The sequence below is a fragment of the Pseudomonas sp. IT-P258 genome, assembly GCF_949767825.1.
In the GTDB taxonomy this organism is placed as follows: domain Bacteria; phylum Pseudomonadota; class Gammaproteobacteria; order Pseudomonadales; family Pseudomonadaceae; genus Aquipseudomonas; species Aquipseudomonas monachiensis.
Genome location: NZ_CATKPU010000087.1, coordinates 170877 through 196986, shown reverse-complemented (window position 1 = coordinate 196986; position 26110 = coordinate 170877). Strand labels below are relative to the sequence as shown.

27 protein-coding genes are annotated in these 26110 nt (G+C 61.0%); 11 read left to right on the top strand and 16 right to left on the bottom strand.

Annotated elements, in window-relative coordinates; genetic code table 11:
- Position 1: 1 nt before the first annotated feature.
- Both ACM6G4_RS25340 and ACM6G4_RS25335 read right to left on the bottom strand, forming a co-directional pair.
- Positions 2 to 448, bottom strand: a complete 447-nt coding sequence (locus ACM6G4_RS25340; RefSeq protein ID WP_414914852.1) for a DUF2442 domain-containing protein — start codon at positions 446 to 448, stop codon at positions 2 to 4.
- The gene (locus tag ACM6G4_RS25335; RefSeq protein WP_046041741.1) at positions 445 to 873 is read right to left on the bottom strand and encodes a hypothetical protein; all 429 of its coding nucleotides are present in this window, start codon (positions 871 to 873) and stop codon (positions 445 to 447) included. The genes ACM6G4_RS25340 and ACM6G4_RS25335 overlap by 4 nt, the downstream gene beginning before the upstream one ends.
- A 226-nt stretch (positions 874 to 1099) precedes the next feature.
- On the opposite strand from ACM6G4_RS25335, the gene ACM6G4_RS25330 reads away from it, so the two are divergent.
- From ACM6G4_RS25330 to ACM6G4_RS25320, 3 genes are all read left to right on the top strand, one after another.
- Complete coding sequence (locus ACM6G4_RS25330) at positions 1100 to 2011, top strand: LysR substrate-binding domain-containing protein (RefSeq protein WP_414914851.1); 912 nt, start codon at positions 1100 to 1102, stop codon at positions 2009 to 2011.
- A 140-nt stretch (positions 2012 to 2151) separates the two neighbouring features.
- Positions 2152 to 2592 (top strand): type II 3-dehydroquinate dehydratase, encoded by a 441-nt coding sequence (aroQ, locus tag ACM6G4_RS25325; RefSeq protein WP_056728761.1) that lies wholly within the window; start codon positions 2152 to 2154, stop codon positions 2590 to 2592.
- Positions 2593 to 2597: 5 nt separating this feature from the next.
- Complete coding sequence (locus ACM6G4_RS25320; protein WP_414914850.1) at positions 2598 to 3452, top strand: shikimate dehydrogenase; 855 nt, start codon at positions 2598 to 2600, stop codon at positions 3450 to 3452.
- Positions 3453 to 3488: 36 nt separating this feature from the next.
- On the opposite strand, the gene ACM6G4_RS25315 is transcribed toward ACM6G4_RS25320, so the two are convergent.
- Positions 3489 to 4166, bottom strand: coding sequence for a TetR family transcriptional regulator (locus ACM6G4_RS25315; protein ID WP_056728764.1), 678 nt, complete (start codon positions 4164 to 4166; stop codon positions 3489 to 3491).
- A gap of 102 nt (positions 4167 to 4268) precedes the next feature.
- Positions 4269 to 6170, bottom strand: a complete 1902-nt coding sequence (gene quiC, locus ACM6G4_RS25310; protein ID WP_414914849.1) for a 3-dehydroshikimate dehydratase QuiC — start codon at positions 6168 to 6170, stop codon at positions 4269 to 4271.
- Positions 6171 to 6520: 350 nt separating this feature from the next.
- On the opposite strand from quiC, the gene ACM6G4_RS25305 reads away from it, so the two are divergent.
- On the top strand, positions 6521 to 7858 hold the full coding sequence (locus tag ACM6G4_RS25305) for an MFS transporter (RefSeq protein WP_056728768.1): 1338 nt from the start codon (positions 6521 to 6523) through the stop codon (positions 7856 to 7858).
- Between the two features lie 63 nt (positions 7859 to 7921).
- On the opposite strand, the gene ACM6G4_RS25300 is transcribed toward ACM6G4_RS25305, so the two are convergent.
- The 4 genes from ACM6G4_RS25300 to ACM6G4_RS25285 form a co-directional block, all read right to left on the bottom strand.
- On the bottom strand, positions 7922 to 8800 hold the full coding sequence (locus tag ACM6G4_RS25300) for a DMT family transporter (RefSeq protein ID WP_008052441.1): 879 nt from the start codon (positions 8798 to 8800) through the stop codon (positions 7922 to 7924).
- Between the two features lie 109 nt (positions 8801 to 8909).
- Positions 8910 to 9725, bottom strand: a complete 816-nt coding sequence (locus ACM6G4_RS25295; RefSeq protein WP_414914848.1) for a sugar phosphate isomerase/epimerase family protein — start codon at positions 9723 to 9725, stop codon at positions 8910 to 8912.
- 2 nt (positions 9726 to 9727) lie between these two features.
- The gene (locus tag ACM6G4_RS25290; RefSeq protein ID WP_414914847.1) at positions 9728 to 10783 is read right to left on the bottom strand and encodes a Gfo/Idh/MocA family protein; all 1056 of its coding nucleotides are present in this window, start codon (positions 10781 to 10783) and stop codon (positions 9728 to 9730) included.
- A gap of 238 nt (positions 10784 to 11021) precedes the next feature.
- Complete coding sequence (locus ACM6G4_RS25285) at positions 11022 to 11798, bottom strand: IclR family transcriptional regulator (RefSeq protein ID WP_414914846.1); 777 nt, start codon at positions 11796 to 11798, stop codon at positions 11022 to 11024.
- Positions 11799 to 11973: 175 nt separating this feature from the next.
- On the opposite strand from ACM6G4_RS25285, the gene ACM6G4_RS25280 reads away from it, so the two are divergent.
- The 4 genes from ACM6G4_RS25280 (at position 11974) to ACM6G4_RS25265 (ending at position 16217) form a co-directional block, all read left to right on the top strand.
- On the top strand, positions 11974 to 13722 hold the full coding sequence (locus tag ACM6G4_RS25280; RefSeq protein ID WP_414914845.1) for an FAD-dependent oxidoreductase: 1749 nt from the start codon (positions 11974 to 11976) through the stop codon (positions 13720 to 13722).
- Positions 13706 to 14137 (top strand): hypothetical protein, encoded by a 432-nt coding sequence (locus ACM6G4_RS25275; RefSeq protein ID WP_414914844.1) that lies wholly within the window; start codon positions 13706 to 13708, stop codon positions 14135 to 14137. The genes ACM6G4_RS25280 and ACM6G4_RS25275 overlap by 17 nt, the downstream gene beginning before the upstream one ends.
- A gap of 226 nt (positions 14138 to 14363) precedes the next feature.
- A complete protein-coding gene (locus tag ACM6G4_RS25270) occupies positions 14364 to 15257 on the top strand; it encodes a neutral zinc metallopeptidase (protein ID WP_056728778.1) in 894 nt (297 codons plus the stop codon).
- Entirely contained in the window at positions 15258 to 16217 is a 960-nt protein-coding gene (locus tag ACM6G4_RS25265) for an alpha/beta hydrolase (RefSeq protein WP_056728780.1), read from the top strand.
- A gap of 54 nt (positions 16218 to 16271) precedes the next feature.
- On the opposite strand, the gene ACM6G4_RS25260 is transcribed toward ACM6G4_RS25265, so the two are convergent.
- From ACM6G4_RS25260 to ACM6G4_RS25250, 3 genes are all read right to left on the bottom strand, one after another.
- Positions 16272 to 16865, bottom strand: coding sequence for an HAD family hydrolase (locus tag ACM6G4_RS25260; protein WP_095942027.1), 594 nt, complete (start codon positions 16863 to 16865; stop codon positions 16272 to 16274).
- Complete coding sequence (tesB, locus tag ACM6G4_RS25255) at positions 16862 to 17731, bottom strand: acyl-CoA thioesterase II (protein ID WP_056728784.1); 870 nt, start codon at positions 17729 to 17731, stop codon at positions 16862 to 16864. Before tesB ends, ACM6G4_RS25260 begins: the two co-directional genes overlap by 4 nt.
- 103 nt (positions 17732 to 17834) lie before the next feature.
- Complete coding sequence (locus ACM6G4_RS25250) at positions 17835 to 18404, bottom strand: GNAT family N-acetyltransferase (RefSeq protein ID WP_056728786.1); 570 nt, start codon at positions 18402 to 18404, stop codon at positions 17835 to 17837.
- Between the two features lie 78 nt (positions 18405 to 18482).
- Here ACM6G4_RS25250 and ACM6G4_RS25245 point away from each other — a divergent pair, with 78 nt between their 5' ends.
- Together ACM6G4_RS25245 and ACM6G4_RS25240 are read left to right on the top strand one after the other, a co-directional pair.
- A complete protein-coding gene (locus tag ACM6G4_RS25245; RefSeq protein WP_414914843.1) occupies positions 18483 to 19403 on the top strand; it encodes a histone deacetylase in 921 nt (306 codons plus the stop codon).
- A gap of 194 nt (positions 19404 to 19597) precedes the next feature.
- Positions 19598 to 20839: a TIGR03862 family flavoprotein gene (locus tag ACM6G4_RS25240; protein ID WP_414914842.1), complete on the top strand. Its 1242-nt coding sequence runs from the start codon at positions 19598 to 19600 to the stop codon at positions 20837 to 20839.
- A 117-nt stretch (positions 20840 to 20956) separates the two neighbouring features.
- On the opposite strand, the gene ACM6G4_RS25235 is transcribed toward ACM6G4_RS25240, so the two are convergent.
- Both ACM6G4_RS25235 and yedA read right to left on the bottom strand, forming a co-directional pair.
- Positions 20957 to 22297: a DEAD/DEAH box helicase gene (locus tag ACM6G4_RS25235; protein ID WP_150726987.1), complete on the bottom strand. Its 1341-nt coding sequence runs from the start codon at positions 22295 to 22297 to the stop codon at positions 20957 to 20959.
- A gap of 78 nt (positions 22298 to 22375) precedes the next feature.
- Complete coding sequence (yedA, locus tag ACM6G4_RS25230) at positions 22376 to 23308, bottom strand: drug/metabolite exporter YedA (RefSeq protein WP_223542006.1); 933 nt, start codon at positions 23306 to 23308, stop codon at positions 22376 to 22378.
- 165 nt (positions 23309 to 23473) lie between these two features.
- On the opposite strand from yedA, the gene ACM6G4_RS25225 reads away from it, so the two are divergent.
- Positions 23474 to 23926, top strand: a complete 453-nt coding sequence (locus ACM6G4_RS25225) for an Lrp/AsnC family transcriptional regulator (RefSeq protein ID WP_007990688.1) — start codon at positions 23474 to 23476, stop codon at positions 23924 to 23926.
- A 137-nt stretch (positions 23927 to 24063) separates the two neighbouring features.
- Here ACM6G4_RS25225 and ACM6G4_RS25220 read toward each other — a convergent pair whose 3' ends face one another.
- The 3 genes from ACM6G4_RS25220 to ACM6G4_RS25210 form a co-directional block, all read right to left on the bottom strand.
- Positions 24064 to 24669: a PolC-type DNA polymerase III gene (locus ACM6G4_RS25220; protein WP_056728794.1), complete on the bottom strand. Its 606-nt coding sequence runs from the start codon at positions 24667 to 24669 to the stop codon at positions 24064 to 24066.
- 22 nt (positions 24670 to 24691) lie between these two features.
- Entirely contained in the window at positions 24692 to 25171 is a 480-nt protein-coding gene (locus ACM6G4_RS25215; RefSeq protein ID WP_007990686.1) for an NYN domain-containing protein, read from the bottom strand.
- 120 nt (positions 25172 to 25291) lie between these two features.
- Positions 25292 to 26053: a DUF2076 domain-containing protein gene (locus ACM6G4_RS25210; protein ID WP_414914841.1), complete on the bottom strand. Its 762-nt coding sequence runs from the start codon at positions 26051 to 26053 to the stop codon at positions 25292 to 25294.
- Positions 26054 to 26110: the final 57 nt, after the last annotated feature.

Below are 26110 nucleotides of genomic sequence, written 5' to 3'. Positions count from 1 at the left end.
CCTACAAGACAACATCGACCTTGCGCGGGCGCCCGCCCTTCCTGCCATTGGCCCGCGCGGCTTCAGACTTTGCAGCGCTGCTCTGGCGACCATTGCGCGAAGCGACGACCGAGGCCGCCATGGCCATCAGCGGCTTGCTCGCTGAAATCATCCCGGCGATCGATACATGCAGGTCCTTGCCTTCATGGCATAGGGCAGTACCCGCATAGCCGACAGTCAGACTGGCGAAGTCCCCGCCCTCAAAATCATCGAACTCCGGATAGTTGGCCACGGGCAACAATACGCCGCTGCCGTCTTCGAAGCTGACAGCCAGGCAGGGGGGCTGGTAGGTAACCGCTGTCGCCTGCAGGCTATTTTTTCTACGTAATTCGCCACGTTCAATGGCTTTGTCCAGGCTACTTTCCGTTACGGGATTATCGGCCTGAACCTTGGCTTTTATCGTTTTCATAACTCGATCTCCACACCTTCCTGTGTGCCTATCAGGGACAGCAACGTCTTGTTCGATTCGGGTTCGTAGCAAGCCGATCCAATCATGTTGGTGGTACTGACAACCCTTTTCACCACAACGACTTCGTTGCTTTGCCAGTCCCACAATTGATTATCAAGACAGGCCGTTTGTAACTTTCGCCACCAGATGCCCCGGGCGCGCCGCAAATGGGCAGGTTGCTGGAGCGATTGGCGCAATCCCTCAAGCACCGCCAACGGTGGCCGACGCGAAAGCGGAACTACATCCCAGAGCTCGACACCGTTGTGCCAAAAGCAGAACCTGAATCTCGCACTCCACGTACCGGCCTCCACATGCGCATGAGGCGGACAATGCTCGTCTCGCAACATGATCACTACCGACAGTCCTTTGTAATTGCATACCTTCATGCTAACCCATCCGTTAGGTTAATGAATCCGAGGATTCGACATTCTCTGGAAAATCCGACCGTTGGCAATGGCCGTCGAATCACTTCTTCCGTCCTCAGACTAGTGTCCTGCCGTTACCCAGCCCTGCGGAACACCGCGCGCAATGGTAAGAAATCCTTTCATTACGGCGCTGGCACCTGATAAATACTGATCAAGCCCCTTCATCTGATCCCCGGTGTAATCAATCATGCAGCGACAATTCGACGATCTTCAGTTGGGCAGCATTGAGCTGTTTTGCCTGGCCGCCGAGGCCGGCAGTTTTACTGCCGCGGCGCTGGTGGCGGGTGTCACCCCAGCGGCCGTGAGCCGTTCGGTGTCGCGCATGGAGGAACGCCTGGGCGTGCGCCTGTTCGCGCGCACCACCCGCAGCGTGAAGCTGACTGACAGTGGCCGCCGCTATTACGAGGAGTGCCGCCTGGCCCTGGCGCAACTGATCGAGGCCCAGCGCGAGGTGATGGGCCAGCAGCAAGTGCCGTCCGGTACTTTGCGCATCAGTATTCCAACCACCTACGCGCATCATCGAATCCTGCCTTTGCTGCCCGAATTTCGGGCGCGTTATCCGGCGGTGAAGGTCGAATCGCACATCAGCAATCGCAACATCGATTTCGTCGGCGAAGGCTACGACATGGCAATTCGCGTGCGAGCCATCCCGGATTCCGGCCTGATCGCCCGCCCGCTGGAAGATGCCGCCCTGGTGATGATCGCCAGACCTGACTACCTGAAACGGGCCGGCACTCCACAAACCCTCGACGACCTCGAACACCACGAGTGCATTCAATACGAATTGCCCAGCAGCGGTCGGCGCATTGCCTGGTTGTTCAACGATGAGGGCGTGCCCCGGGAGATTCTGGCCGAGGGCAGCCTCAGTTGCTCTGACGATGTATTGGGTGGCGTCACCTTGGCCAAACACGGGGCGGGGTTGTTTCAGACCTATCGTTTTATCGTGGAAAAGGAACTGGCCGACGGCTCGCTGGTGGAGGTACTCAAGCCCTATGGCGGGCGTTCGCGGCCGTTTACCTTGCTGTACCCGCAAAGTCGCCATGTACCGCTGCGCTTGAGGGCGTTCATTGATTTTCTGGTGGAGCATTTGCCGCGCTGAACAGCGAAAGTGTCCGATCACCGCCCACAACCCGCCCGCGTGCCCTCACTCCAATTGACCAAATTAACTAGTTAGTACAATTTATCTCCACAGGCCGAAATTCTCGGCCGATTCCAAAAATAATAAGCGGAGAGATTGCGATGTCCCCTATCGTTCTGGTGCTCAACGGCCCGAACCTGAACCTGCTCGGCACCCGTGAACCGGCGACTTACGGCCACGAAACCCTGGCAGACGTTTCGGCCCTGTGCGCACGTAGCGCCGAAGAGTTCGGCCTGGCAGTGGAGTTTCGCCAAACCAACCATGAAGGCGAATTGCTCGACTGGATTCACGCCGCCCGCGGTCGCTGTGCCGGGATCATCATCAATCCTGCCGCGTGGACCCACACCTCGGTCGCCATCCGCGACGCCCTGGTCGCCAGCGAACTGCCGGTGATCGAAGTCCACCTGTCCAACGTCCACGCCCGCGAACCCTTCCGCCACCACTCGTTCGTATCCGCCATTGCAACGGCGGTGATGGCCGGTTTTGGCAGTCATGGCTATCGCCTGGCGCTGGAACACTTCAGTCATCGTTTGAAGGGGTGATCGCCGTGACTCAGAACCACGTGATACTCGCCGGGCTGATTGGCGCCGGCATCCAGGCTTCCCGCACACCAGCCATGCACGAACATGAAGGCGATGCCCAGGGGCTGCGCTACCTGTATCGCCTGATTGATCTTGATCAGTTGAAGCTCGACAGCAACGCCCTGCCCGACCTGTTGATGGCTGCCGAGCGCATGAACTACACCGGGCTGAACATCACCTTTCCATGCAAGCAGGCGATCATCCCGCTGCTCGACGAACTCTCGCCGCAGGCCCGCGGTATCGGTGCGGTCAACACGGTAGTGCTCAAGGATGGCAAACGCATTGGCCACAACACCGATTGCCTGGGCTTTGCCGAAGGTTTTCGTCGGGGCTTGAAGGGTGTTGCCGTTGAACGTGTCGTACAGATGGGCGCCGGTGGCGCAGGTGCGGCGGTGGCCCACGCGTTGTTGAGCGAGGGCGTACAACAGCTGAGCATTTTTGACGTGGACATCCGCCGCGCCCAGGATCTGGCTGACAATCTCAATCAGCATTTCGGCGTCGCTCGAGCGGTGGCCGGGTATGACCTGGCCAAGGCCATGGCCCAGGCTGATGGCCTGGTGAACACCACGCCGATGGGCATGAAAAAGCTGCCGGGCATGCCAGTGCCGGTAGAGTTGCTGCGAGCCGAACTGTGGGTAGCGGAGATCGTCTACTTCCCGCTGGAAACCGAACTGCTGCGCAACGCCCGCGCCCTTGGTTGCCGGACGCTGGACGGCGGCAACATGGCGGTGTTTCAGGCAGTGAAGGCGTTCGAGTTGTTCAGCGGCGTGGTGCCGGATGCCCAGCGGATGCTTGAGCATTTCCAGAGCATGAATGACTGAATGAGTGAAGTGAGGGGGCAACCCCCTCACCTCGCCTCAGGCTTGCAGGTACCGCAGAACCGACTCGCAAATCATCTCCCGATGACGCTGCTTGATGTGTTCGTCCGGCAGGTCGATCTGAAAAATCTCACCAAAGGTGTGGCGGTTCGAGACGCGATAGAAGCAGAACGAACTGATCAGCAGATGCACATCCAGCGGATCAAGACCGGTACGGAACACCCCCTGCTCGGCGCCGCGACGCAGAATCTCGCCCAGTGAGTCGAGGATGGTGTTGTTCATCGCCTTGATCGCATCGGAGCGCTTCACATACTCGGCGTTGTGAATGTTCTCGATGCTGACGATGCGCACGAAATCGACGTTGCGATCATGGTGATCGAAGGTGAACTCCACCAGCCGCCGAATGGCTTCGACCGGCGCCAGTTCTGCCAGGTGCAGGCGATTTTCAGTGTTGCGGATATCGCCGTAGAGTTTCTCCAGCACCTCGACGTAGAGCTGCTCCTTACTGCCGAAGTAGTAATAGATCATGCGCTTGGAGGTGTGGATGCGCTCGGCGATGGCATCGACACGAGCCCCGGAAAGCCCCTGCTGGACGAATTCGACAATCGCCTCCTGCAGGATGTTTTCGCGGGTCTTTTCCGGGTTGTTCTTGCGACTCTTGCGCGGCTCGGCACCAGGTTCTACGGAGGCTGCGGGGAGTTCTGAAGTCATTGTCATTGCGGGCTCACGGCCATCACTGCACAGGCTGGCGATTATGGGCCGCGCGGCACGGTGAAGGAAGCCGCGCGGCCCACGTTTAATCCCGCGTTTACGAATTACCTACAACTTCGCCTGGCGCAATGCGCCGCTACGGGATTTGGCCATGGCCGCCAGGCGCACCGCGACGTTGGCCGCGCCGTAGCCGGCATAACCGTTTTTACGCTGGATGATCTCGAAGAAGAAGCGCCCTTCGAACGGCTCGGTGTACACATGAAACAGCTCACCGCCCTGGGCGTCGCGGTCGTACAACACATTGTAGTAGGCCAGTTCGCTGAGGAACTCGTCGTCGAAATCGAACCGCGCCGCCAGATCATCGTAGTAGTTGAGCGGGATATCCAGCAGCGGCACGCCTGCCTCTTTTGCACGGCTGACCTGGGCAAAGATGTCATCACAATCAAACGCGATGTGATGCACGCCAGAGCCGCGATAACTCGACAGCGCGTGTGAGATTGCGGTGTTGCGGTTCTCGGAAATGTTCAGTGGCAGACGGATCGAACTGTCCCGGCTGCGTAAGGCACGGCTCTTCACCAGACCATAAGGATCCGGCAGCACGACTTCATCGTCGGCCTCGAAATCCAGCAGGCTCTTATAGAACAGCACCCAGCTGTCGAGGCTGTCGGCCGGCAGCGCCATGGCCATGTGGTCGATGCGCTTGAGGCCACCACTGACCGGCGCATCCGCCAGCAGATTGAAGTCTGTGCCGTAGACGTCGGCATCCTGGTCCACCAGATAGATCAGGCTGCCATCCGGCGCACGCACCGCCGCCAGTTCCAGTTCATTGGGGCCGACCAGCCCGCGATAGGGCTGGCCCTTGTAGGCCACGGCACGGGCCAGCGCGCTGGCACTGTCCTTGACCCGCACGGCGGTAGCGCACAACGAAGGGCCGTGGGCCTCGAAGAAACTGTGACCGAACGAGTAAGGCTCGGAGTTGAGGATCAGGTTGATATCGCCCTGACGCATCAAGCTAACGCTCTTGGAACGATGCTGCCCGGCCTTGACGAAACCCAGTCGCTCCAGCCAATGGGCGAGCTTGGCGCCGAGGCTTTCGTCCACGGCAAACTCCAGGAACTCAATGCCGTTGTACTCGCTGGCCTTGGGCGTTTCGAACAGAATCCCGGCGTTGGCCGCGGGCTTGGCTTCCCGGGCCAGGCGCTCGCGGGTTTTCTCTTCCAGGTACAGCAACGAACGCAAGCCGTCGGCGGCGTTGGCCCGTGGTGGTGCGGCGCGGAAACCGTCGTTGAAGATTTCCAGCGACAGCGGTCCGGTGTAGCCGCTCTTGATGATCGGCGCGAGGAACCCCGGCAAATCGAATTCACCCTGGCCCGGGAAGCAGCGAAAATGCCGGCTCCACTCCAGCACGTCCATGGCCAGGATCGGCGCGTCAGCCATTTGCACGAAGAAAATCTTGTCGCCGGGAATCTCGGCGATAGCACTTGGATTGCCCTTGAGCGACAGGGTGTGAAAGCTATCCAGCAACACGCCGAGGCTTGGGTGATCGGCCTGACGCACGATGTTCCACACCTGTTGCCAGGTGTTCACGTGCCGGCCCCAGGCCAGCGCTTCGTAACCGATGCGCAGGCCACGTGCCCCGGCGTGCTCAGCCAGCAGTCGCAAGTCATCGACCAGAATCTGCTCATCACCGATGGACTCGGCCGAGGCGTTGCTGCACACCAGCACCAGGTCAGTGCCCAGCTCCTGCATCAGGTCGAACTTGCGCTCGGCGCGTTCCAGGTTGCGCGACAGACGATCGCGGCGGCAACCTTCGAAATCGCGGAACGGTTGAAACAGGGTGATGGCGATCCCGAGATCGGCGCACATCTGTTTAATTTCCCGCGGACTACCGTCGTAGTAGAGAAGGTCGTTCTCGAAAATCTCGACGCCGTCGAAACCGGCGGCGGCAATGGCTTCGAGTTTTTCCGGCAGGGTACCGCTCAAGGATACGGTGGCAATGGAACGCTGCATGTTTTCGGCTCCCGGTGGAGGCAATCTTGTTAGGGGCGTTGCACGCTTGTGTAGGAGCTGCCGAAGGCTGCGATCTTTTGATGTTGATCGAGGAAAAGATCGCAGCCTTCGGCAGCTCCTACGTGGGTAGCGTTTGTCTTGCGAGAATTATTGGGCCGACAGACTTACACAGCAATTTAAAGTGTACTACCCAGTTAGTTTTGTGTTCGATTATCGAACAAAATGGTGATTGGCGAATTGACGATTTTTTGTCCACTGCCCAACATCGTCCTCACATTAAGTCCGGACACGCAGCACCGGCCGCGATGTCCAAAACACCAAATAACAAATTCAAAAAACGGGTGGTACAGATGATTCCTTCCCAAAGCTCACGCATGGCTCCGGCCATGAACACCACTGCCGGTGGCATCGGCGACAAAATCCGCGGCGCCATGGCGGTCGGCAAAACCCGTTGGGGAATGCTGGCATTGGTGTTTTTCGCCACCACCCTGAACTACATCGACCGCGCCGCCCTGGGCGTGATGCAGCCTATCCTGGCCAAGGAAATGAGCTGGACGGCGATGGACTACGCCAACATCAACTTCTGGTTCCAGGTCGGTTACGCCATCGGCTTCGTGCTGCAAGGCCGCCTGATCGACCGGGTTGGCGTCAAGCGTGTGTTCTTCTGCGCGGTACTGCTCTGGAGCTTGGCAACCGGCGCCCACGGCCTGGCCACTTCGGCGGTCGGCTTCATGGTTTGCCGATTCATCCTCGGCCTGACCGAAGCGGCCAACTACCCGGCCTGCGTGAAAACCACGCGCCTGTGGTTCCCGGCCGGCGAGCGCGCCGTGGCCACCGGCATTTTCAACGCCGGCACCAACGTCGGTGCGATGTTCACCCCGATGCTGCTGCCGCTGATCCTGCACGTCTGGGGCTGGCAGGCCGCGTTCCTGTGCATGTCGGCACTGGGCGGGATCTGGTTGCTGTTCTGGGGCCTGAAGTACTTCAACCCGGAAGATCACCCAAGCGTCAAACAGTCGGAGCTGGACTACATCCAGAACGAAGTCGAACCGGAACAAACCCGCGTACCGTTCTCGAAAATCCTGCGCATGCGTGGCACCTGGGCCTTCGCCCTCGCCTACTCGATCACCGCGCCGGTGTTCTGGTTCTACCTGTATTGGCTGCCGCCGTTCCTCAACCAGCAATACAACCTGGGCATCAACGTCACCCAGATGGGTATCCCGCTGATCATCATCTACCTCACTGCCGACTTCGGTAGCGTTGGCGGCGGCATTCTCTCTTCGTTCCTGATCGGTCGCGGCGTCAACCCGATCAAGGCGCGACTGATGTCCATGTTCCTGTTCGCCTGCTGCATCATCGGCGTGATCATGGCGGCCGGTTCCAGCAACCTGTGGGTCGCGGTGGCCGCCATCTCCCTGGCCATCGGCGCGCACCAAGCCTGGACCGCGAACATCTGGAGCCTGGTGATGGACTACACGCCCAAGCACATGATGAGTACGGTGTTCGGCTTCGGCGGCATGTGTGCGGCGATTGGCGGGATGTTCATGACCCAACTGGTCGGCCACATCCTGACCATCACCAACAACAACTACACCGTGCTGTTCACCATGATTCCAGCGATGTACTTCATTGCGCTGACCTGGATGTACTTCATGGCACCGCGCAAGATTCCGAAAGTAGAAGACTGATGTTCCCTCGGCGCAGGCCCGATCTCGGGTCTGCGCTTTTTTTTGCCTGCGTTTTGCCGCCGCTTAGCGGCGGCTTTGCTGCCAGGCCGCCGCCAACCCGCTGCAGCAGATCACGGCAATGCCGAGCACGGTGGTCAGTGTCGGCGTGTGGGAAAACAGCAGCCAGCCCAAGAGGCCGGCGAAGATGATCTGGCAATAGCTGAACGGTGCCAGCAGTGCCGGTGCCGCGAGGCGGAAAGCCTGGGTCAGGAACAGGTGAGCCGTCATCCCGCAGGCCCCCAGCGCCAGCATCATCGCGCCATGCACCAGGTTCGGCGTCTGCCAGAAGAACGGCACCAGCGCACTCATCACCAGCGTGTTGCACAGGCCTGCGAAAAAGTTGCTGGTGGTCGGGCTGTCGATCTCGCTGAGCTTGCGCGTCAGCAGTTGATAGAAGCAGAAAAACAGCGCCGAGCAGAACGGCAGCAACACCGCTGGGGTAAACAGATCGCCCCCGGGGTGAACGATGATCAGCACCCCGCTGAAACCGAAAATCACCGCCAGCCATTGTCCCCGCGTCACCCGCTCGCCAAGCAGCGGTACCGACAGCGCGGTGACCAATACCGGAGCCAGGAAGTTGACCGACGTGGCCTCGGCCAACGGGATGTACATCAGCCCCGTGGTGAAAAACAGACTGGTGCCCAACAGGCACAGCGCCCGGATCACCTGCAGTAATGGCCGTTTGGTACGCAGCACCCGCAGCCCGGACTGCGGCAGGAAAATCCCGGCCATCAACAAGGTGTGAACCACGTAGCGCGCCCAGACAACCATGACGATGGGATAGAAGCCGGAGAGGTATTTGGAAAAGGCGTCGTGGCTGGAAAACAGGAAGGTTGCGACAACGATCAGCAGGATCCCTTTGAAGGGCTGATTGACGCCGGAAAGCGGGGTGCTGACGGTCATGGGGTTTCCTTACTTGAAGTCAAAACATCGCAGGCAAGCGACGCTTCCACACAGTCAGCCTAGAGCATGTGGAAGGCGTCGCCTGCCCGCGATCAATACACAGCAGCGCTTACAACCGCGCCAACAATTCCCGGGTTTTATCCAGCGCCATCTGCGCCCGGTCCAATCCACTCACGCCCTGCTCCAGCAACTGTACGGTGGGAATCTCCAGGCTCAATGGAATGTCAGCCGGCAAACCGCGCAACAACCCTTGCAGGTCACAATCGCCGTCACCAGGGAAACGCCGTTCGTTACGCGCCTGACGCAAGATCTCCGCCATGTCGGCTGGTCGCGGTCCTGCGACGTCACACAACTGTGCATACCGTAACCGTGAGGGGGCAACTTTGACCAGTTCTTCCAGCCGCGATCCAGAGCGGTCGAAGTGAAAGGCGTCGACCAATACGCCGCCGTTTTCACGCCCGCCGTTTTCCACGATCCGCGTGGCCTGTTGAAGATTGCGCGCATCGGTCCAGGGCATGAACTCCAGATGCGGGTGCAGCCCATAGGTTGCCGCCAGATCACAGAGCTCGGCAAAACGCTCCGTCAGCCGCTGTTCGTCAGGATCGTTGCCGGCTACCAACAACTCACTGGCGCCGAACTCGGCACCCACCGCGAGGATTTTTTCGAAATCGGCGACGACTGTTTCCGGCTTGAGCCGCAGGATTTCGACGTCCAGCACCCGAATACCGGTATCGCGCAGACGCGCCAGGGTCTGGCGCCGCAATTCGTGGTCGGCCACCAGGGCAAAATGGTGCTCCTCCGGGGTCGCCGGTACCAGACGCAAGCCGACATGGCTGTAGCCGGCCCGCGCGGCGACCTCGACCATGTCGGGCGGTGACAACTCCAGCACGGTCAGGCTGGCCAGGGAGAAGATGCGCTCGCTCATGCTCAACCCTCGATCAAGGATGGCGCGCAGGCACGCCCGGTTTCGGCGGCTTCGCGGATAGCCTCGATCAGCGCCAATGTTCGCGCGGCATCGGCGGCACTCACCAGCGGCTCGACCTCCCGCCGCGCAACGCGCACGAAGTGCTGCAACTGCAAACGCAGGGCTTCATCGGCACTGAAGCTTTCCTGGGTTGCCAGCAACGGTTGATGCCAGCCGCCGTCTACTTCGCTGTAGTGCCAGCGTTTAAGCTGCGGAATGCTCAGCGCCCCACCCGTTCCGGCCAGCAAGTAGCACGGTTGATCAGGATGACGCGGATACACCGGGTTCTCCCCCGAATCCAGCTCCCAGTTCCAGGGCGAAGCCACCGCATCGGAGCCGGTCAGGCTGCCCAGTGCGCCGCTGTCGAATTGCAGCAACACCGCCGCGCAATCCTCGTTGGCAAACCCGCGAATGGCATTGCTGGTGATGGCCTGAACCTGACGCACTTCACCGCACAAGTGCCGCAGCAGATCGAGGTCGTGGATCAGGTTGGTCAACAACATCCCCGCACCCGCCTCGCGGCGCCAGGGTGTTTCAAAATAGCTGTCGGGCTTGCGCAACTGCCAGAGCGCCGTGACCGTGGTCAACCGACCCAGTGCGCCGCTGTGGACAAGTTCGTGGGCGCGGACGATCAGCGGATTGTGCCGGCGGTGATGTCCGACCAGTACCGGAACACCACTGGCCTTCGAGGCAGCCACCAGTTCCCTGGCTTCATCCAGGTGCACGCCCACCGGTTTTTCCAGCAATACCGGCACGCCGGCCGCGAGGCAATCGAGGGCCGTGCTGACGTGCTGCGTGTTCGGATTGGCGACGATGGCAGCGTCTGGCTTCGCCTGCTCCAGCATCTGACGATGATCGGCGAAACAGGCTACGCCCCATTGCGCCGCAAGACTGGCCGCCTGCGGTCCGGGATCCGCCATGGCGCACAACGTCGCTTCAGTCAGGGATTGCAGATGCTGGTAGTGCTGCTGGCCCATGTTGCCAGCACCGATCAGGGCGATACGAAGTGGCGAATTCAAGATACGGTCCTCTTGTGAGTGTTATTGGAGCGATGAATTCCAATAATTTAGAACCTGGTTCCAGATTCTTACACAGACCTGTCCTGAAAGTGTTCGAACAGCGCACAGCTTCTCAGGCTGAACACTGTTCAAAATGTGGGAGCGGGCTTGCTCGCGAATGCGGTGTGTCAGTCGCCATCCAGATCGCATGACCCACTGCATTCGCGAGCAAGCCTCCCACAGTCGATTTGCGCAGGCCTTAGTTGAACAACTCCGACGCCAGACTCGCCGCCGACAACTCCTCGGTGTAAGCCAGCAACAACGGCGCCAGCTCATGCAACCGCGCTCCCGGCATCCGCGCGCTCGGCCCGGCGATGCTGAGCACCCCGATCACCCGCCCATCGGCGGGATGGCGCACCACTGCCGCAATCGCCGAAGTGCCCACCGCCGAACTCTCCTCGACCCAGGCATAGCCCTGCTCCCGCGCCAGACGCAGGCGTTCGAGCAATTCGATGTTCGAGCGCGGCGCGTTCGGCCCCACATGTTCCGGCACCTGCGCGCCCTGCCGCTCCACCAGCGACAAGGCTTCGGCATCGCTCATGCACGCCAGCCACGCATGCCCCGAGGCGGTGTAGAACAACGGCGCGTCGCGGCCCATGTCCGGGTCGTAACGCAGACCGGAGCGCGCGCCCTGGGATTTGGCGATCCAGATCTGACGCTCGCCGTCGATCACGCCCAGGCGCACCAGTTCGCCGGTTTCCTGCGCCAGGCGGTCAAGCACCGGCTGCACAATGTCGGCACCGCTGCTCGACAGGTAACGGAAGCCCATCGCCACCAGTTTGGTCGAAAGGTGATAACGCAAATTATCCGGATTCTGCCGCACATAACCGAGGCGGATCAGCTCGGCCAGCAGGCGATGGGTCGCGCTCTTGGGGATGTCCAGTTGCTCCGCCAGGGTCTGCATCGGCAGGCCACGGGGATCGCTGGTGAGGCTTTCGAGCACACTGAAAACACGTTCGATCTGACTGCCAGCCATGGTCGCTTCCACGCAAAATTTGCTCGATTCTAGAAGACAACCACACGAATGCGAAATCTGGAACTGAGCGTTCGATAACCGCCCGCTTTACACCCTCCAGACTTGTTCGACCTCACCCGATTCTTATATTTTCTGGAACCAGATTCCAAAATAATAGAACACCGGAGCTCAAACAATGCCTGCCGAAGCGCACTTTCTTCCCGACATCGACTGCGATGTGCTGATTGTTGGCTCCGGTGCGGCGGGACTGTCGACGGCCGTGACCGCCGCGTGGCATGGGCTGAAAGTCATAGTGGTGGAAAAAGACCCGGTGTTCGGCGGTGCCACGGCCTGGTCCGGTGGCTGGGCCTGGGTCCCTTGCAACCCGCTGGCCCGGCGCGCGGGCATTGTCGAAGACGTTGAACTGCCGCGCACTTACCTGAAACACGAACTGGGCGAGCGCTTTGATCCGGCGATGATCGGCGCTTTCCTGGAAGCCGGCCCCCGGATGGTGTCGTTCTTCGAGCAGCACACCTCGCTGCAGTTCGCCGACGGCAACGCCATCGCCGACATTCATGGCGACACGCCCGGGGCCGGCACCGGAGGACGATCGGTGATCGCCGCCCCTTACGACGCACGAAAAGTCGGCGCGCTACTCAAGCGCCTGCGCAAAACCATGCGGGAAACATCGTTCATGGGCATGCCGATCATGGCGGGGGCGGACCTCACGGCATTCCTCAACCTGACCCGTTCGCTGTCGGCGGCCTGGCACGTTACGCGGCGTTTCAGCCGGCACCTGTTCGATCTCGCCATGCATGGCCGGGCGATGCAGCTGGTCAACGGCGTGGCCTTGGTGGCACGCCTGGCGAAATCCGCCGATGACCTCGGCGTGTTGCTCTGGGAATCAGCGCCCGTGAGCCGATTGCTGCGCGAGAATGATCAGGTACGAGGTGCAGTGGTCATCACCGCCAAAGGCTCGGTGCGCATCCATGCACGCAAGGCCGTGGTGCTCGCCGCGGGTGGTTTCGCCAATGACATCCAACGCCGCAAGGCACTGTTCCCCCGCACACCGACCGGGCATGAACATCTGGCCTTGCCGCCCCTCGGCGTTTGCGGCGATGGCCTGCGCCTGGGCGAAAGTGCCGGTGCCCGGGTCAATAGCGACATGGCGTCCGCCGTCGCTTGGGCGCCGGTTTCGCAAGTGCCGCACAGCGACGGCAGCACGGGACACTTCCCGCACATCATCGAGCGGGGCAAACCCGGCATCATCGGTGTGCTGAGCAACGGCCAGCGCTTCGTCAATGAAGCCAACGGCTACTACGACTACGTCACGGCCATGGTCGCCGCCGCCCCGCCGGGTGAAGAAGTGGCGTCGTGGCTGATCTGCACCCATGGCTTTCAGCGTCGATATGGCCTGGGCATCTCTCGGCCATTTCCGGTGCCGCTGTCATCCTTCATCCGCAGCGGCTATCTGAAAACCGGCAACACCCTTGAGGAATTGGCTGCAGCCTGCGGCATCGACCCGGTTGGCTTGCGCAGCACCGTGTCGGACTACAACCGCCACGCGCGCAACGGTGAGGACCCGCAGTTCGGTCGTGGTTCCACGCCTTACAACCGCAAGCAGGGTGACGCACTGCAACGACCCAACCCATGCGTCGCGCCGATCGAACAAGGCCCCTTCTATGCCGTGAAAGTCCAGCCGGGCTGCTTCGGCACCTTCGCCGGGCTCAAGGTCAACCAACATGCCCAGGTCCTGGATAGCGCGGCACAACCCATCGCCGGCCTGTACGCGGCGGGCGGCGACATGGCCAGCATCATGGGCGGTCACTACCCCGCTGGCGGCATCAATCTCGGCCCGGCGCTGACGTTCGGCTACATCGCCGCGCGCCACATCGCAGGCGTCACGGCTTATGAAAAGGAGATCGACCATGCAGCACATCGTTAACGCACAGGGTTTGAACATGCCGAAACTCGGCCTCGGCACCTGGCCAATGCTCGGCGAGGAATGCACCCGTGCCGTGGAGCAGGCTCTGGCTCTGGGTTACCGGCACATCGACACGGCAGCGGCCTACAACAACGAAGACCTGCCTCAAAGCCTGCGCAGCGAATACGTCGACCTGTTCATGCTCCATTGGCCATCCACCGATTGGGATTTGCCGCGCACCATAGAAACCCTGGTGTCGTTCAGGGAGCAAGGCCTGGCGCCCAAGGCCAGCAGCGAGTCCAATCAATTGGCCAATCTCGCGGCGATGGATGTGCGACTGGATGATGAAGACCGTGCCTTGATCGCCAGCCTGTCCAAACGCCAGCGTCAGGTCAGCCCCGACTTTGCGCCGGGATGGGATGCGTTCGACGAATAATCCGCAAGACCGGCGATCGCCCTCACGATAAAAAACCATCGTCCTACGGAATTCGATGGGTTATCCGTGTTCAATACAAGCCTGAAACCTTCTCGGCAGCCCTTCACGGGTAGCCGGGAATTGACCTGTGCGCGGAAAAAAGACGGACGGCCGGACTGGCGCCCCTCCCACTTGGCAGCAACACTCATCGCACAGAGCTTTACCCGGAACAGAAGAGGATTCCCACATGCTATGGAAAAAAGGCCGACGCAGCGACAACGTGGTCGACGCCCGGGGCGATGATGTTGGCGGCGGTGGCGGCGGCATGCGTTTTGGCGGTGGCAAGGGCCTGAGCCTGACGGCGATCCTCTTGATTGTCGGCATCGGCTGGATCACCGGCCAGGATCCGTTGCAAATCCTCGGACAACTGACCGGGCAAATGGAGCAGCAATCGGCGCCCGCCACCAACCAGAGTCGCCAGGCACCGCCGGCCAATGATGAGAGCGCTGAATTCGTGCGCTCGATCCTCGGCGACACCGAAGACACCTGGGGCGCGATATTCCAGCAGGCCGGCCGCCAATATAAGGACCCGACCCTGGTGTTGTTCAGCAACCGCGTGAATTCGGCCTGCGGTCTGGCCACCTCGGCGACCGGCCCCTTCTATTGCCCGGCCGACCAGAAGGTCTACCTGGACATGGCGTTCTTCCAGGAAATGTCCCAACGCTTTTCCGCTGCGGGCGACTTCGCCCAGGCCTACGTGATCGCTCACGAAGTCGGACACCATGTGCAGACCTTGCTCGGGGTGTCCGCGAAAATTCAGGCCGCACGCCAGCAAGGCCGGCAGATGGAGGGCGACGGTGGTTTGCTGGTTCGCCAGGAACTTCAGGCCGATTGCCTGGCCGGCGTCTGGGCCAACAATGCGCAGAAGCGCCTGAACTGGCTGGAGCCGGGCGACATCGAAGAAGCACTGAATGCCGCGAACGCCATTGGTGACGATCGTTTGCAGCAGCAGGGTCAGGGCCGTGTAGTCCCGGACTCGTTCACCCACGGTACGTCAGCGCAACGGGTGCGCTGGTTCAAAACCGGTTTCGCCCAAGGCCAGGTTGGCCAGTGCGATACCTTTGCGGCGAAAAATCTGTAAATGAAGAAGTGGTTGTTGGTTGTTCTGTTTACTTGCGCAACGTCCCAGGCCGCCGAGCCTGGGGTCAAGGAACTCAGCTCAGGGCGCCTGCTGTTGAAGTCAGGTGAAATCGCGGTGGGCATCAGCCCCGCCCCGGCAAAAATCGAACGGGTGCTGATCATCCTCCATGGTCGCTTGCGCAACGCGCAAACCTACCTGCAGAGCGGTGAGCACGCCGCCGAACTGGCCGGGCAAAGCGCAACGACCCTGGTGATCGCCCCGCAATTCCTCAATGAAACTGACGTTGCGGTCCATCCGGTGGCCGACACCGTTTTGCGCTGGCAAGGCAATGAATGGATGGCCGGCGGCGAATCCACGGCACCGTTTCGGCTGAGCTCCTACGCGGCGCTCGACGAAATCATCGCCCGCTTGGGTGACCATCAGCAGTTTCCGGATGTGAAGCAAATCGTCATCGCCGGGCACTCCGGTGGCGCGCAGGTGGTTCAGCGCTATGCGTTGCTCGGCCACGCGCAATCCGAGCTCGATGCGGCCGGCGTGCAGGTGCGCTACGTGATCGCCAATCCGTCCTCCTACGCTTATTTCGATGAGCGTCGACCGGTAGCGTTCAGCCACGCCGGTTGCCCGAATTTCAATCGCTGGAAGTACGGGCTGGCGGATTTACCGGCCTACGCCGAAGGACAAACCGCCGCGCAGTTGCAGGAAAGTTACCTCAAGCGTGAAGTCGTTTACCTGCTGGGGCAGCAGGACATCGATCCGAACCATCCGGCGCTGGACAAGAGTTGTGAGGCCAAAGCGCAAGGACCGTCTCGATTGGCCCGCGGGCGTTACTACTTCGATTATCTGAAGCGGTTGCAACCGCAAGGGTTGAAGCAGCAACTGATTGAAGTGCCCGGGGTCGGACATGATGGGGATGGGATGTTTACATCGCCGGAGGGGCAGAAGGCGTTGTTTGGGCAATGACTCTTGTAGTGCCTGGGCTTGCTCGCGAAAGCGGTTGACCAGGCAACGAAGCACTCAAGCCAACAGCATCTGCCGCAACTCGACACAATCCGCCGCATGCCAATCAGTCAATTCCGGCCATGGATTATCCGGCAGATTCACCAATACAGTCCGCGCTCCCGCCGCCCGCCCACAATCAAGATCGAAGCGGTAGTCGCCAACCATCACCATCTCGCTCGCCGGGACCTTCCACGCTTCGGCCAGTTTCAGCAACCCGCCCGGATGCGGCTTGGGCGGCGCATCATCGCGGCCCAATACATCTTCCAGCGCAAAGCAGTCGGCCAGGCCAATGGCCTCCAGCGTGACATGTGCCAGCTCCCGGGCATTGCGCGTGAGAATGCCCAGGCGATAACCGCGCCCGGCCAGTTCGCGCACCAATTCCACCGCACCCGGTGCCGGTTGCGAACCGAGGGCCAGGTCCCGCTCATGCTCCAGCAGCCACGCATGTTTGGCTGCGGCTTCATCGGCCGGCAGTGCGGCGAGGTGGGTCAGGATGTCGTGTTCGGCAGGGATCGCCAATGCCACGCGAATCGCCGCGAAGTCGTGCACGGCCACCGTCAGGGTGCCGTCCATGTCGAACACCCAGTGACGCACGTCGGCCAGGCTCATGCCCAATCCTTGCGATGACGGATCAAGCCTTCCTGGGTGACCGAGGCCACCAATTGTCCGGCACGGTTGAACACGCTGCCACGGGAGAATCCACGGGAGTTGCCGGCCCATGGACTATCCATTGCGTAAAGCAACCAGTCATCGGCACGCAAATCCTGGTGGAACCACAACGCGTGATCGAGGCTGGCCACCTGCATGTCCTTGTTCCAGACCGTTTTGCCATGGGGCTGCATCGAGGTGACCAGCAGACCGAAGTCCGAGGCATAGGCCAGCAGGTATTTATGCAGCGCCGGCGAATCGGCCAACGCCCCGTCGGCGCGGAACCAGACGTACTTGACCGGATCGGAGGGCAGCGGGTTGTAGGGATCTTTCTCGGTCACCGGGCGAAATTCGATCGGCTTAGGGCACAGCAATTTTTCGCGCATTTTCTCGGGGATCAGGTGCGCGCGCTGCTGGGTGATCTCCAGCTCCGATGGCAGGTTTTCCGGACCGACCACTTGCGGCATTTCGGACTGGTGCTGGAAGCCTTCTTCGTCGTACTGGAACGACGCACTACAGGTGAAGATCGGGTGGCCCTTCTGGATCGCCGTCACCCGGCGCGTGCTGAAACTGCCACCGTCACGCACCCGGTCAACTTGATACACCACCGGCAACCCGGCATCGCCCGGTCGCAGGAAATAGCCGTGCATCGAATGCACATGGCGCGCCTCTTCCACCGTCTGACTGGCCGCCGACAGCGACTGACCGAGTACCTGACCACCGAACAGCTGACGAAAGCCCAGATCCTGGCTACGGCCACGGAACAGGTTTTCTTCGATCGGTTCCAGGGTCAGCAGGTCGACCAGATCATCCAACACTTGGCTCATTCAGATGCTCCTCACGCAAAACATTGCCGCGCAGCCTTGGCTGCAACGCTCGATTCAGTTTCTGGACTCTACCCATGGGGCCATTGTAAACGTCCGTGCCAGGTTATCCATGTAAGGTTTGCAGCCATTGCTCCCGGCTGATGCGATACAGCACATGCCGACGCAACGGATGATCGACGTCGAGTCGCGGGTGATCGAAGTCATTTTCCGGATCATGGTGCATGCCGATGGCCTGCATGACTTTCTCTGACGGCAGGTTGGTTTGCGTAGTGAAGGCCACGACCTCTTTCAGCGGTAAGCGGTCGAACCCGCAGCGCAGAGCGGTCCACGCCGCTTCACTGGCGTAACCCAACCCCCAGTGCTCGCGGGCCAGGCGCCAGCCGATTTCCGTGGCCGGGGTAAAGGGTGCATCGAAACCGACTACGCCAAGCCCGGTAAACCCGATGAACTGGCCAGAGTCCTTGCGCTGCAAAGCCCAGAGACCATAACCGTGCTCGGCGAAATGACCACGGATTCGCCCGATCAATGATGCGCTTTCCAGTCGGCTCAAGGTTGCCGGGAAATAGCGCATCACCTGCGGATCGGCACACATCGCCGCAAAGTCAGGTAAATCTTCATCGCGCCACTGGCGCAACAGCAGCCGGGCGCTTTCAAGTTCCAGTATTGGCTCCATTGCTCCCCGCCCTCCGTTTGCATGCCGCAAGTCTACAACGCTGGTAGGATTCTTCTCTCATTCCTGAATGAAATCATCATGCCGCTCCCGCTGATTTATCACGAAGACTACAGCCCCGAGTTTCCGGCGGATCACCGCTTCCCCATGGACAAGTTCCGCCTGTTGCGCGATCACCTGGTGGACAGCGGCCTGACCCGCGATGCCGACCTGTTGCGCCCGGAACTGTGTCCCGCAGAGATTCTCGCCCTCGCCCATGACCCTTCATACATCGAGCGCTACATGAGTGGCGAATTATCCCGCGAAGACCAGCGCCGCCTCGGCCTGCCCTGGAACGAAGCCCTGGCCCGGCGTACGGTGCGGGCGGTGGGCGGCTCGTTGCTGGCAGCCGAGCAGGCGCTGGAGCATGGCCTGGCCTGCCACCTGGCGGGCGGCACCCACCATGCGCACTACGACTACCCGGCCGGGTTCTGCATCTTCAATGACCTGGCGGTGATCAGCCATTACCTGCTGGAAAGTGGTCGGGTGAATCGGGTGCTGATCTTCGATTGCGATGTGCATCAGGGCGACGGGACCGCGCGAATACTGCACAACACTCCGGAAGCGGTGACCGTTTCCCTGCACTGCGAGAAGAACTTTCCCGCACGCAAGGCCGAAAGTGACTGGGACATTCCGCTGCCCAACGGCATGGGCGATGTCGACTACCTGAAGGTGGTGGACGATGCACTCAACTACCTGTTGCCGCTCTACCAGCCGGACTTGGTGTTGTATGACGCCGGAGTCGATGTGCACAAGGACGACGCCCTGGGTTATCTGAATCTGACAGACGAAGGCGTCGCCGCCCGCGATGAAAGCGTGATGCGCCATTGCCTGGGCCGCGACATTCCGCTGGTCGGGGTGATCGGCGGCGGCTACAGCAAGGATCGCCAGGCCCTGGCCCGCCGTCACGGCATCCTCCATCACAGCGCGCAGCGCGTCTGGCAGTCATCAGGTTGTCACTGAGCTGTGGATGCGTTACCCACAATGCCTGTGGAACTGCCTGTGGATAACCTGAGTGAAAGGGCCTGTAGCCCATGCTGCGTATAGGCTACAGAACGGTGGTTGTTTTTTAACCAGCCCTCCAATACACCGATCATCCCTGTGGGGACGGGGCTGGTAGAATGCCCGGCTTATCCCGTCAGACCGCAGCGCATCCCATGACCCAATTCTCGTCACCCCTTCCCCCTCACGTCGCCATCATCGGCGGCGGCCCCGCCGGTCTGATGGCGGCCGAAGTGTTGAGTCAGGCCGGGATCAAGGTCGACCTGTACGACGGCATGCCCTCGGTCGGACGAAAATTCCTGCTGGCCGGCGTTGGCGGCATGAACATCACCCACTCCGAAGCCTACCCGGCGTTTCTCTCGCGCTACGCCGAACGCGCCCCGCAGATTGCCCCGCTGCTGCGTGGCTTCGGTGCCGAAGCGCTGTGCCAGTGGATTCATGACCTGGGCATCGAGACCTTCGTCGGCAGTTCCGGCCGGGTATTCCCCACCGACATGAAGGCCGCGCCACTACTGCGCGCCTGGCTCAAGCGCCTGCGCGACAGCGGCGTAGTTATCCACACCCGCCACCGCTGGCTCGGCTGGGACGAGCGTGGCGGACTGCGCATCGACAGCCCGGAAGGCGAAAAAACCGTGCAAGCCGATGCCACCCTGCTCGCCCTCGGTGGCGGCAGTTGGTCGCGCCTGGGTTCGGACGGCGCATGGATGCTGGCACTGGAGCAACTGGCTGTAGGATTGGCGCCATTGCAACCGAGCAATTGCGGCTTCGAGGTGCAGGCCTGGAGCGAATTGATGGTCAGCAAATTCGCCGGTGCGCCGCTGAAAAACATCGCCATCGGCCTTAACGATGACGTGCCGCGACTTGGCGAATGTGTGATTACCGCCACCGGAATCGAAGGCAGTCTGATCTACGCCCTGTCGGCACCGATCCGCGAGGCAATCAACCGGCACGGCTCGGCAACCATTCATCTGGACCTGTTGCCCGGCCGGCCTGTGGATAAAGTTCAAGCGGCGTTGAGCAAGCCGCGGGGATCGCGTTCCATGGCCAAGCACTTGCACAGTCAGTTGGGCATCGATGGCCTAAAAGCGGCGCTATTGCGTGAACTGGCCAGCGCCGATTGCTTTGCCGACATGGCCTTGCTGGCCAAATCGATCAAGGCATTGCCACTGACGCTGGTGAAAACCCGACCACTGGATGAGGCCATCAGCAGTGCTGGCGGTGTGTTGTTCGAGTCGATGGATGAGCGATTGATGCTCAAGCAACTGCCTGGCGTGTTTTGCGCCGGGGAAATGCTCGATTGGGAAGCGCCGACCGGCGGCTATCTGCTGACCGCGTGTTTCGCCAGCGGGCGAGCGGCGGGGTTGGGGATGGTGGAATGGTTGCAGCGCAAGGGCTGAAGACCGAGGCGCGCCCTTCGCGAGCAAGCCCGCTCCCACAGGGGATTTGTGAACAACACAGATCCAGTGTGGGAGCGGGCTTGCTCGCGAAGGCGGCCTAACAGACGCAGAGGTAAATCAAGGCTTACGCTTGCGCGGCCCGGTATTGAACACCGGCACTTTGCGCACAGGCTTGATCGAAGGTTCCGCTGGCGCAACCTCTCCGCTATCAACCCACCGCCCCAGATTGCGTTTACCACCGCCACCACCGGAAGCCTTGGGCTTCTTCGGTTTTTTCGGCTTCTTGACGACCTGGCCACTGGCATCGGTGTCCGGCACGCGGTGTTCAGGTTCGAAGTCCGGCTCGTTCTGCCGCTTCAAGGTCTGGCGGGTCAGCATCTCGATGGCCGACAGCAGATTCACTTCATCGGCGCAGACCAGGGAAATCGCCTCGCCGGTCGAGCCCGCGCGGCCGGTACGACCGATACGGTGGATGTAGTCCTCAGCGACAATCGGCAAATCGAAGTTGACCACCAACGGCAGGTCTTCGATGTCCAGGCCACGGGCCGCCACGTCGGTAGCGACCAGGATCTGCACTTCACTGGCCTTGAAACGATCCAGTGCGCGCTGACGAGTCGCCTGGGGTTTGTCGCCGTGGATGCCGTCTGCGTTGATGCCCAGGCCCTGGAGTTTATCCACCAGCGCATCCACGCCGTTGCGGGTCTTGGCGAACACCAGCACCTGCTTCCACTTGCCCTTGCGCATCAGGTGCACGAACAGTTCCGGCTTGCGCTTCTTGTCCACCGTCACGATCCATTGCTTGACCGTATTGGCCGCAACGTTGCGCGGGCTGACCTCGATGGTCAGCGGATCGTTGAGCATTTGCCCGGCCAGCAGGCGGATGTCGTCGGAGAAGGTCGCGGAGAACAGCAGCGTCTGACGTTTCTTTGGAAGAGCGCGGTAAATGTTCGCCAACTCCTCGGAAAAGCCCAGGTCGAGCATGCGGTCGGCTTCGTCCAGCACCAGGGTCTGCAGTTGGTTGAACTTCAGCGCGTTCTGGCGGAACAGGTCGAGCAAGCGGCCCGGGGTCGCCACCAACAGGTCGACACCGCTGCGCAGTTTCATCATCTGTGGGTTGATGCTGACGCCGCCGTATACCGCGTAGGTGCGCAGCGGCAGGTTTTCGGCGTACTGGCGCACGGCTTCGTGAACCTGCTCGGCCAGCTCGCGGGTCGGTACCAGGATCAGCGCGCGAACCGAGTTGGCGGTGACTTTCGGCCCTTCCATGGCCAGCAGTTGCAACAGCGGCAGGGCGAAACCGGCGGTCTTGCCGGTGCCGGTCTGGGCGGCGGCCATCAGGTCGCGACCGGCCAGCACTGCCGGAATGGCTTGCGCCTGAACCGGCGTCGGTGTCTGGTAGCCGAGCGTCTCGAGGGAGCGCAGCAAGGGTTCGATCAGGCCAAGGGTGGCGAAAGTCATGGGAGTACCGTAGGAAAATTCAGCGCGGGTTGTTCAAAACAAGTGTGCAAAACAAGATGCAATACCGCGCAGTTTACCCTAATTCACACGGGATTCTGTCGGTACTGCCGTCACCACCACTGGCCGTTCTGGCGTGCGGCGCCATTGTGGCAAGCCGATCAACACCACGGCACTGATGATCACCGCCATCGCCAGGGCTTCTTCGATGCCGATGGTCTCGCCAACGAACACGATCCCCAGCAACACCGCCACCGCCGGGTTGACGTAGGCATAACTGGTGGCCGCCGCCGGACGCACATGCTTCAACAGATACATGTAGGCGTTGAAGGCGATGATCGAACCGAACACGGTCAGATACGCCAACGCGGCCCAGCCTTCGATCGGCGGCACCTTTTCCAGCTGCTCACCACTGACTGCGCTGGCAATCAGCAACACCACACCGCCCACCAGCATTTCCACAGCACTGGCCATCGCGCCCTGAGGCAATGGCAAATGTTTGCTCCACACCGAGCCAAAGGCCCAGGTCGCCGCCGCAAAAATCAGCAACGCCGCACCCAGCGGGCTCGATTGCAGGTTGGAACCGAGGTTGAGCATGCCGATGCCGATCAGCCCGAGCACAATCCCGGCCCATTCGAGACGGGTATTACGTGCGCCCCAGAAATATCCGCAGAGCAAGGTAAACAGCGGCACCGTCGCCACTGCCAGTGCCGCGACACCGGAAGCAACGCCGGTGTGTTCGGCCACGCTCACCGCGCCGTTGCCGCACGCCAGCAACAAGATCCCGATGATCCCGGCAGCTTTCCACTGCGCCCAGGTCGGTGCCGGCGCCCCGCGCCAGCGCAGGAAGGCATACATCAAGGTCCCGGCGATGACGAAACGGATGCCGGCGAGCAGCAGTGGCGGCCAATACTCCACGCCGATGCGGATCACCAGGTAAGTCGAGCCCCAAATCACATACAAGGCGAAGAAGGCAGCGATCAAGGGTAAGGGAAAGCGACGAAGGCCGGACATGGGGGCAGCTCACAGGCAAGGACAAGTGAACGGCTATTCTAGAAAGGCCAGCGTCGGAAAATAAGTTACAAAACCTGTTTAAAGCGCCAGTACACTTTTCAAAACACGGAGTTCAGCGCTATAAACCATGTTTTCGAAAGCTGGCCATTTTCAGGAGTCACCCCGATGGATAAGTACGACCGCATGCTGCTCAGCGCCCTGCTGGAAAACGGTCGTGCGTCCTACGCGGACCTGGCGCGCAAGGTCAACCTGTCTGCCCCGGCCGTGGCCGAGCGCGTGGCCAAGCTCGAAGCCAGCGGCGTGATCACCGGTTATCAGGCGAAGGTCGACATGGCCAAGCTCGGCCTGCCGATCCAGTGCGTGATCGAACTGCGCCTGAACCAGCACGGTAACCAGAAAGCCTACGACGACCTGATCAAAATCCCGCAATTGACCGAGTGCCATCGGGTGACCGGCGACCCGTGCGTGATCATGCAAGCGGCGGTGGGCTCAATGCCGGAGCTGGAAGAACTGATCAACCGGATCGCCACGTTTGGCTTCAGCAAGACGTCGATTGTGTTGTCGAGTGCGATAGAGAAGCGGGTGCCATTGGGGCACATCGAAGGCAATGGCAAATAGCTTTCTTTGGGACCGTAGGAGCTGCCGAGTGAAACGAGGCTGCGATCTTTTGACTTTGATTTTAAAGATCAAGATCAAGAGATCGCAGCCTCGTTTCACTCGGCAGCTCCTACAGGGGTTATGCGGTGTTTTCGGGATCAGCGATAACGCTTTAGGTGCTCGCCCACTTTCGCCGCCGGCACTTTCTGCAACTTGCACAGCAAATCATGGGACAGCTCGCGCAAGCCATGCTTGTGCCGCAGTTCGTCCGCCAGGTGCGCCGTCAGGTTGGCCGCCATCTCGGCATCGGCCATCGCCCGGTGGGCCTTGCCGGTGTGGGGCAAGTTGGCGAACGTGGTGAGGGTGCCGAGTTTGTGGTTCGGCGCGGCGGGCATCAGGCGTCGGGCCAATAGCAGCGAGCAGGCAAAGTTCTGCAAGCGGGTGCGTTTGATTCGTCCGAGCTCGAAGTCCCAGAACTTCTGGTCGAACGCGGCGTTGTGCGCCAGCAATGGCGTGGTACCGACGAATTCATTCACTTCATTCATCACCTGCTCCGCCGACGGCGCGGTGCGCAGCATGGCGTTGCTGATGCCGGTGAGTTGTTCGATGAAGGCCGGGACGCGCACGCCGGCATTCATCAGGCTTTGGTAACGCTCGACGATGCGCCCCTGTTCAAGGATCACCACGGCGATTTCCGTAGCCCGGCAGCTGCTGCTCGGGGAGATCCCGGTGGTTTCAAAGTCGATGACTGCTATGCGTTCCAAACCTGTTTCAACTCCGTAAAAATCAATTCTTGAGCAGCAACGCGCCTTCGATCGGCACGTAGCGGCTGGCGGCGCGGATCAGCGAGTTGGCCGTCAGGCCCGGTACCCCGTAGGCCACCGCTTGCACCCCATGTTTGCTGATGATGCGTTCGAGCAGCATGTCGAAATCACCGTCGCCGGAGGCCAGGACGATTTCATCGACATGGTCGGCGGCATCCATGATGTCGAGGGTGATGCCCACGTCCCAGTCGCCCTTGGCCGAACCATCGCTGCGCTGGATGTACGGCTTGAGCTTCACGGTGAAACCGAGGTTGCGCAGGATCTGCTGGAACTGCTGCTGTTTGCTGTCGCCACGGTCGATGGCGTAGGCGTAGGCTTCGACGATCTCGCCCTGTTTGCTGATGTCAGCCCACAGTGCGGCGTAGTTGAAGTGGCAACCATAGGCCTGACGCACGGTGTAGTAGAGGTTCTGGACATCGGCGAACACTGCGATTTTTTTCACCGGCTTTCCTCGAGGCTGAATCAGGCACCAGGCCCGAAAAGTCGCCCAGTATGCCAGCCCGAAGGATTGTTCCGCGAATAATCAGCTATGTGGCGAGGGAGCAAGCTCCCTCGCCACAGGTCAGACGAAGGAATCGTCGTCGCCGCCGAAGAACGATGAGCTGTCATCGCTGTAGTCGGCGTCGCTGAATCCGCCCTGATCGTTGCTCCTGGAATCGTTACCGGCCATGCGCTGGTCATCGCCCCAGCCACTGTTGCCCTGGTCGTTGACCTGGGCCGGCTCTTCCTTGATGACTTCGACGACTTCCGGTTGCTGATTGTGATGGAACAGGCTGCTGATGCCTTGTGCCAGCATCACGCCACCCGCCACGCCGGCGGCGGTTTTCAGCGCGCCACCGAGAAAACTGCTGCCGGCCGCTGCCGGAGCCTGCTGCTGGGGTGCATAGCCCTGTTGTGGAATGTTCTGCTGTGGCGGCTGCGAACCGAACGACGAGCGTCCCGGCTCACGCCAGCCACCGTTCGACGGCGGTGCGCTCTGGGTTGATGCGGGCTGTGGCTCGCGGGAGTTGCCGCCAAAGATGCTCGACAAAAAGCCACCGCCACTCGGCGCAGGAGCCGGGGTCGCCTGGGCCTTGGCCTGTTGCAGTTCGGCCTGCAATTGCTGGACTTGCCGGGTCAGTTGTTTGTTCTGCTCATCGAGGCTCTTGATCGCCGCCTCTTGCACCAGAATCGCCTGGGTCATGAAATAACCTGCCGCGGGCTGGCGCGTCAGGTGTTCCTTGATCCGCGCCTCGGCCTGGGCGTCGCGCGGGGCTGAGTCCGTTTCGGCCTGTTGCAGCCGGGAAAACAGTCCATCGATCAGGGTTTGTTCTTCGCTGTTCATGGCGACCTCGTAGATTGCCGGGGAAATCGTTGCCTTTATCCAATGAGGATAAGGTGC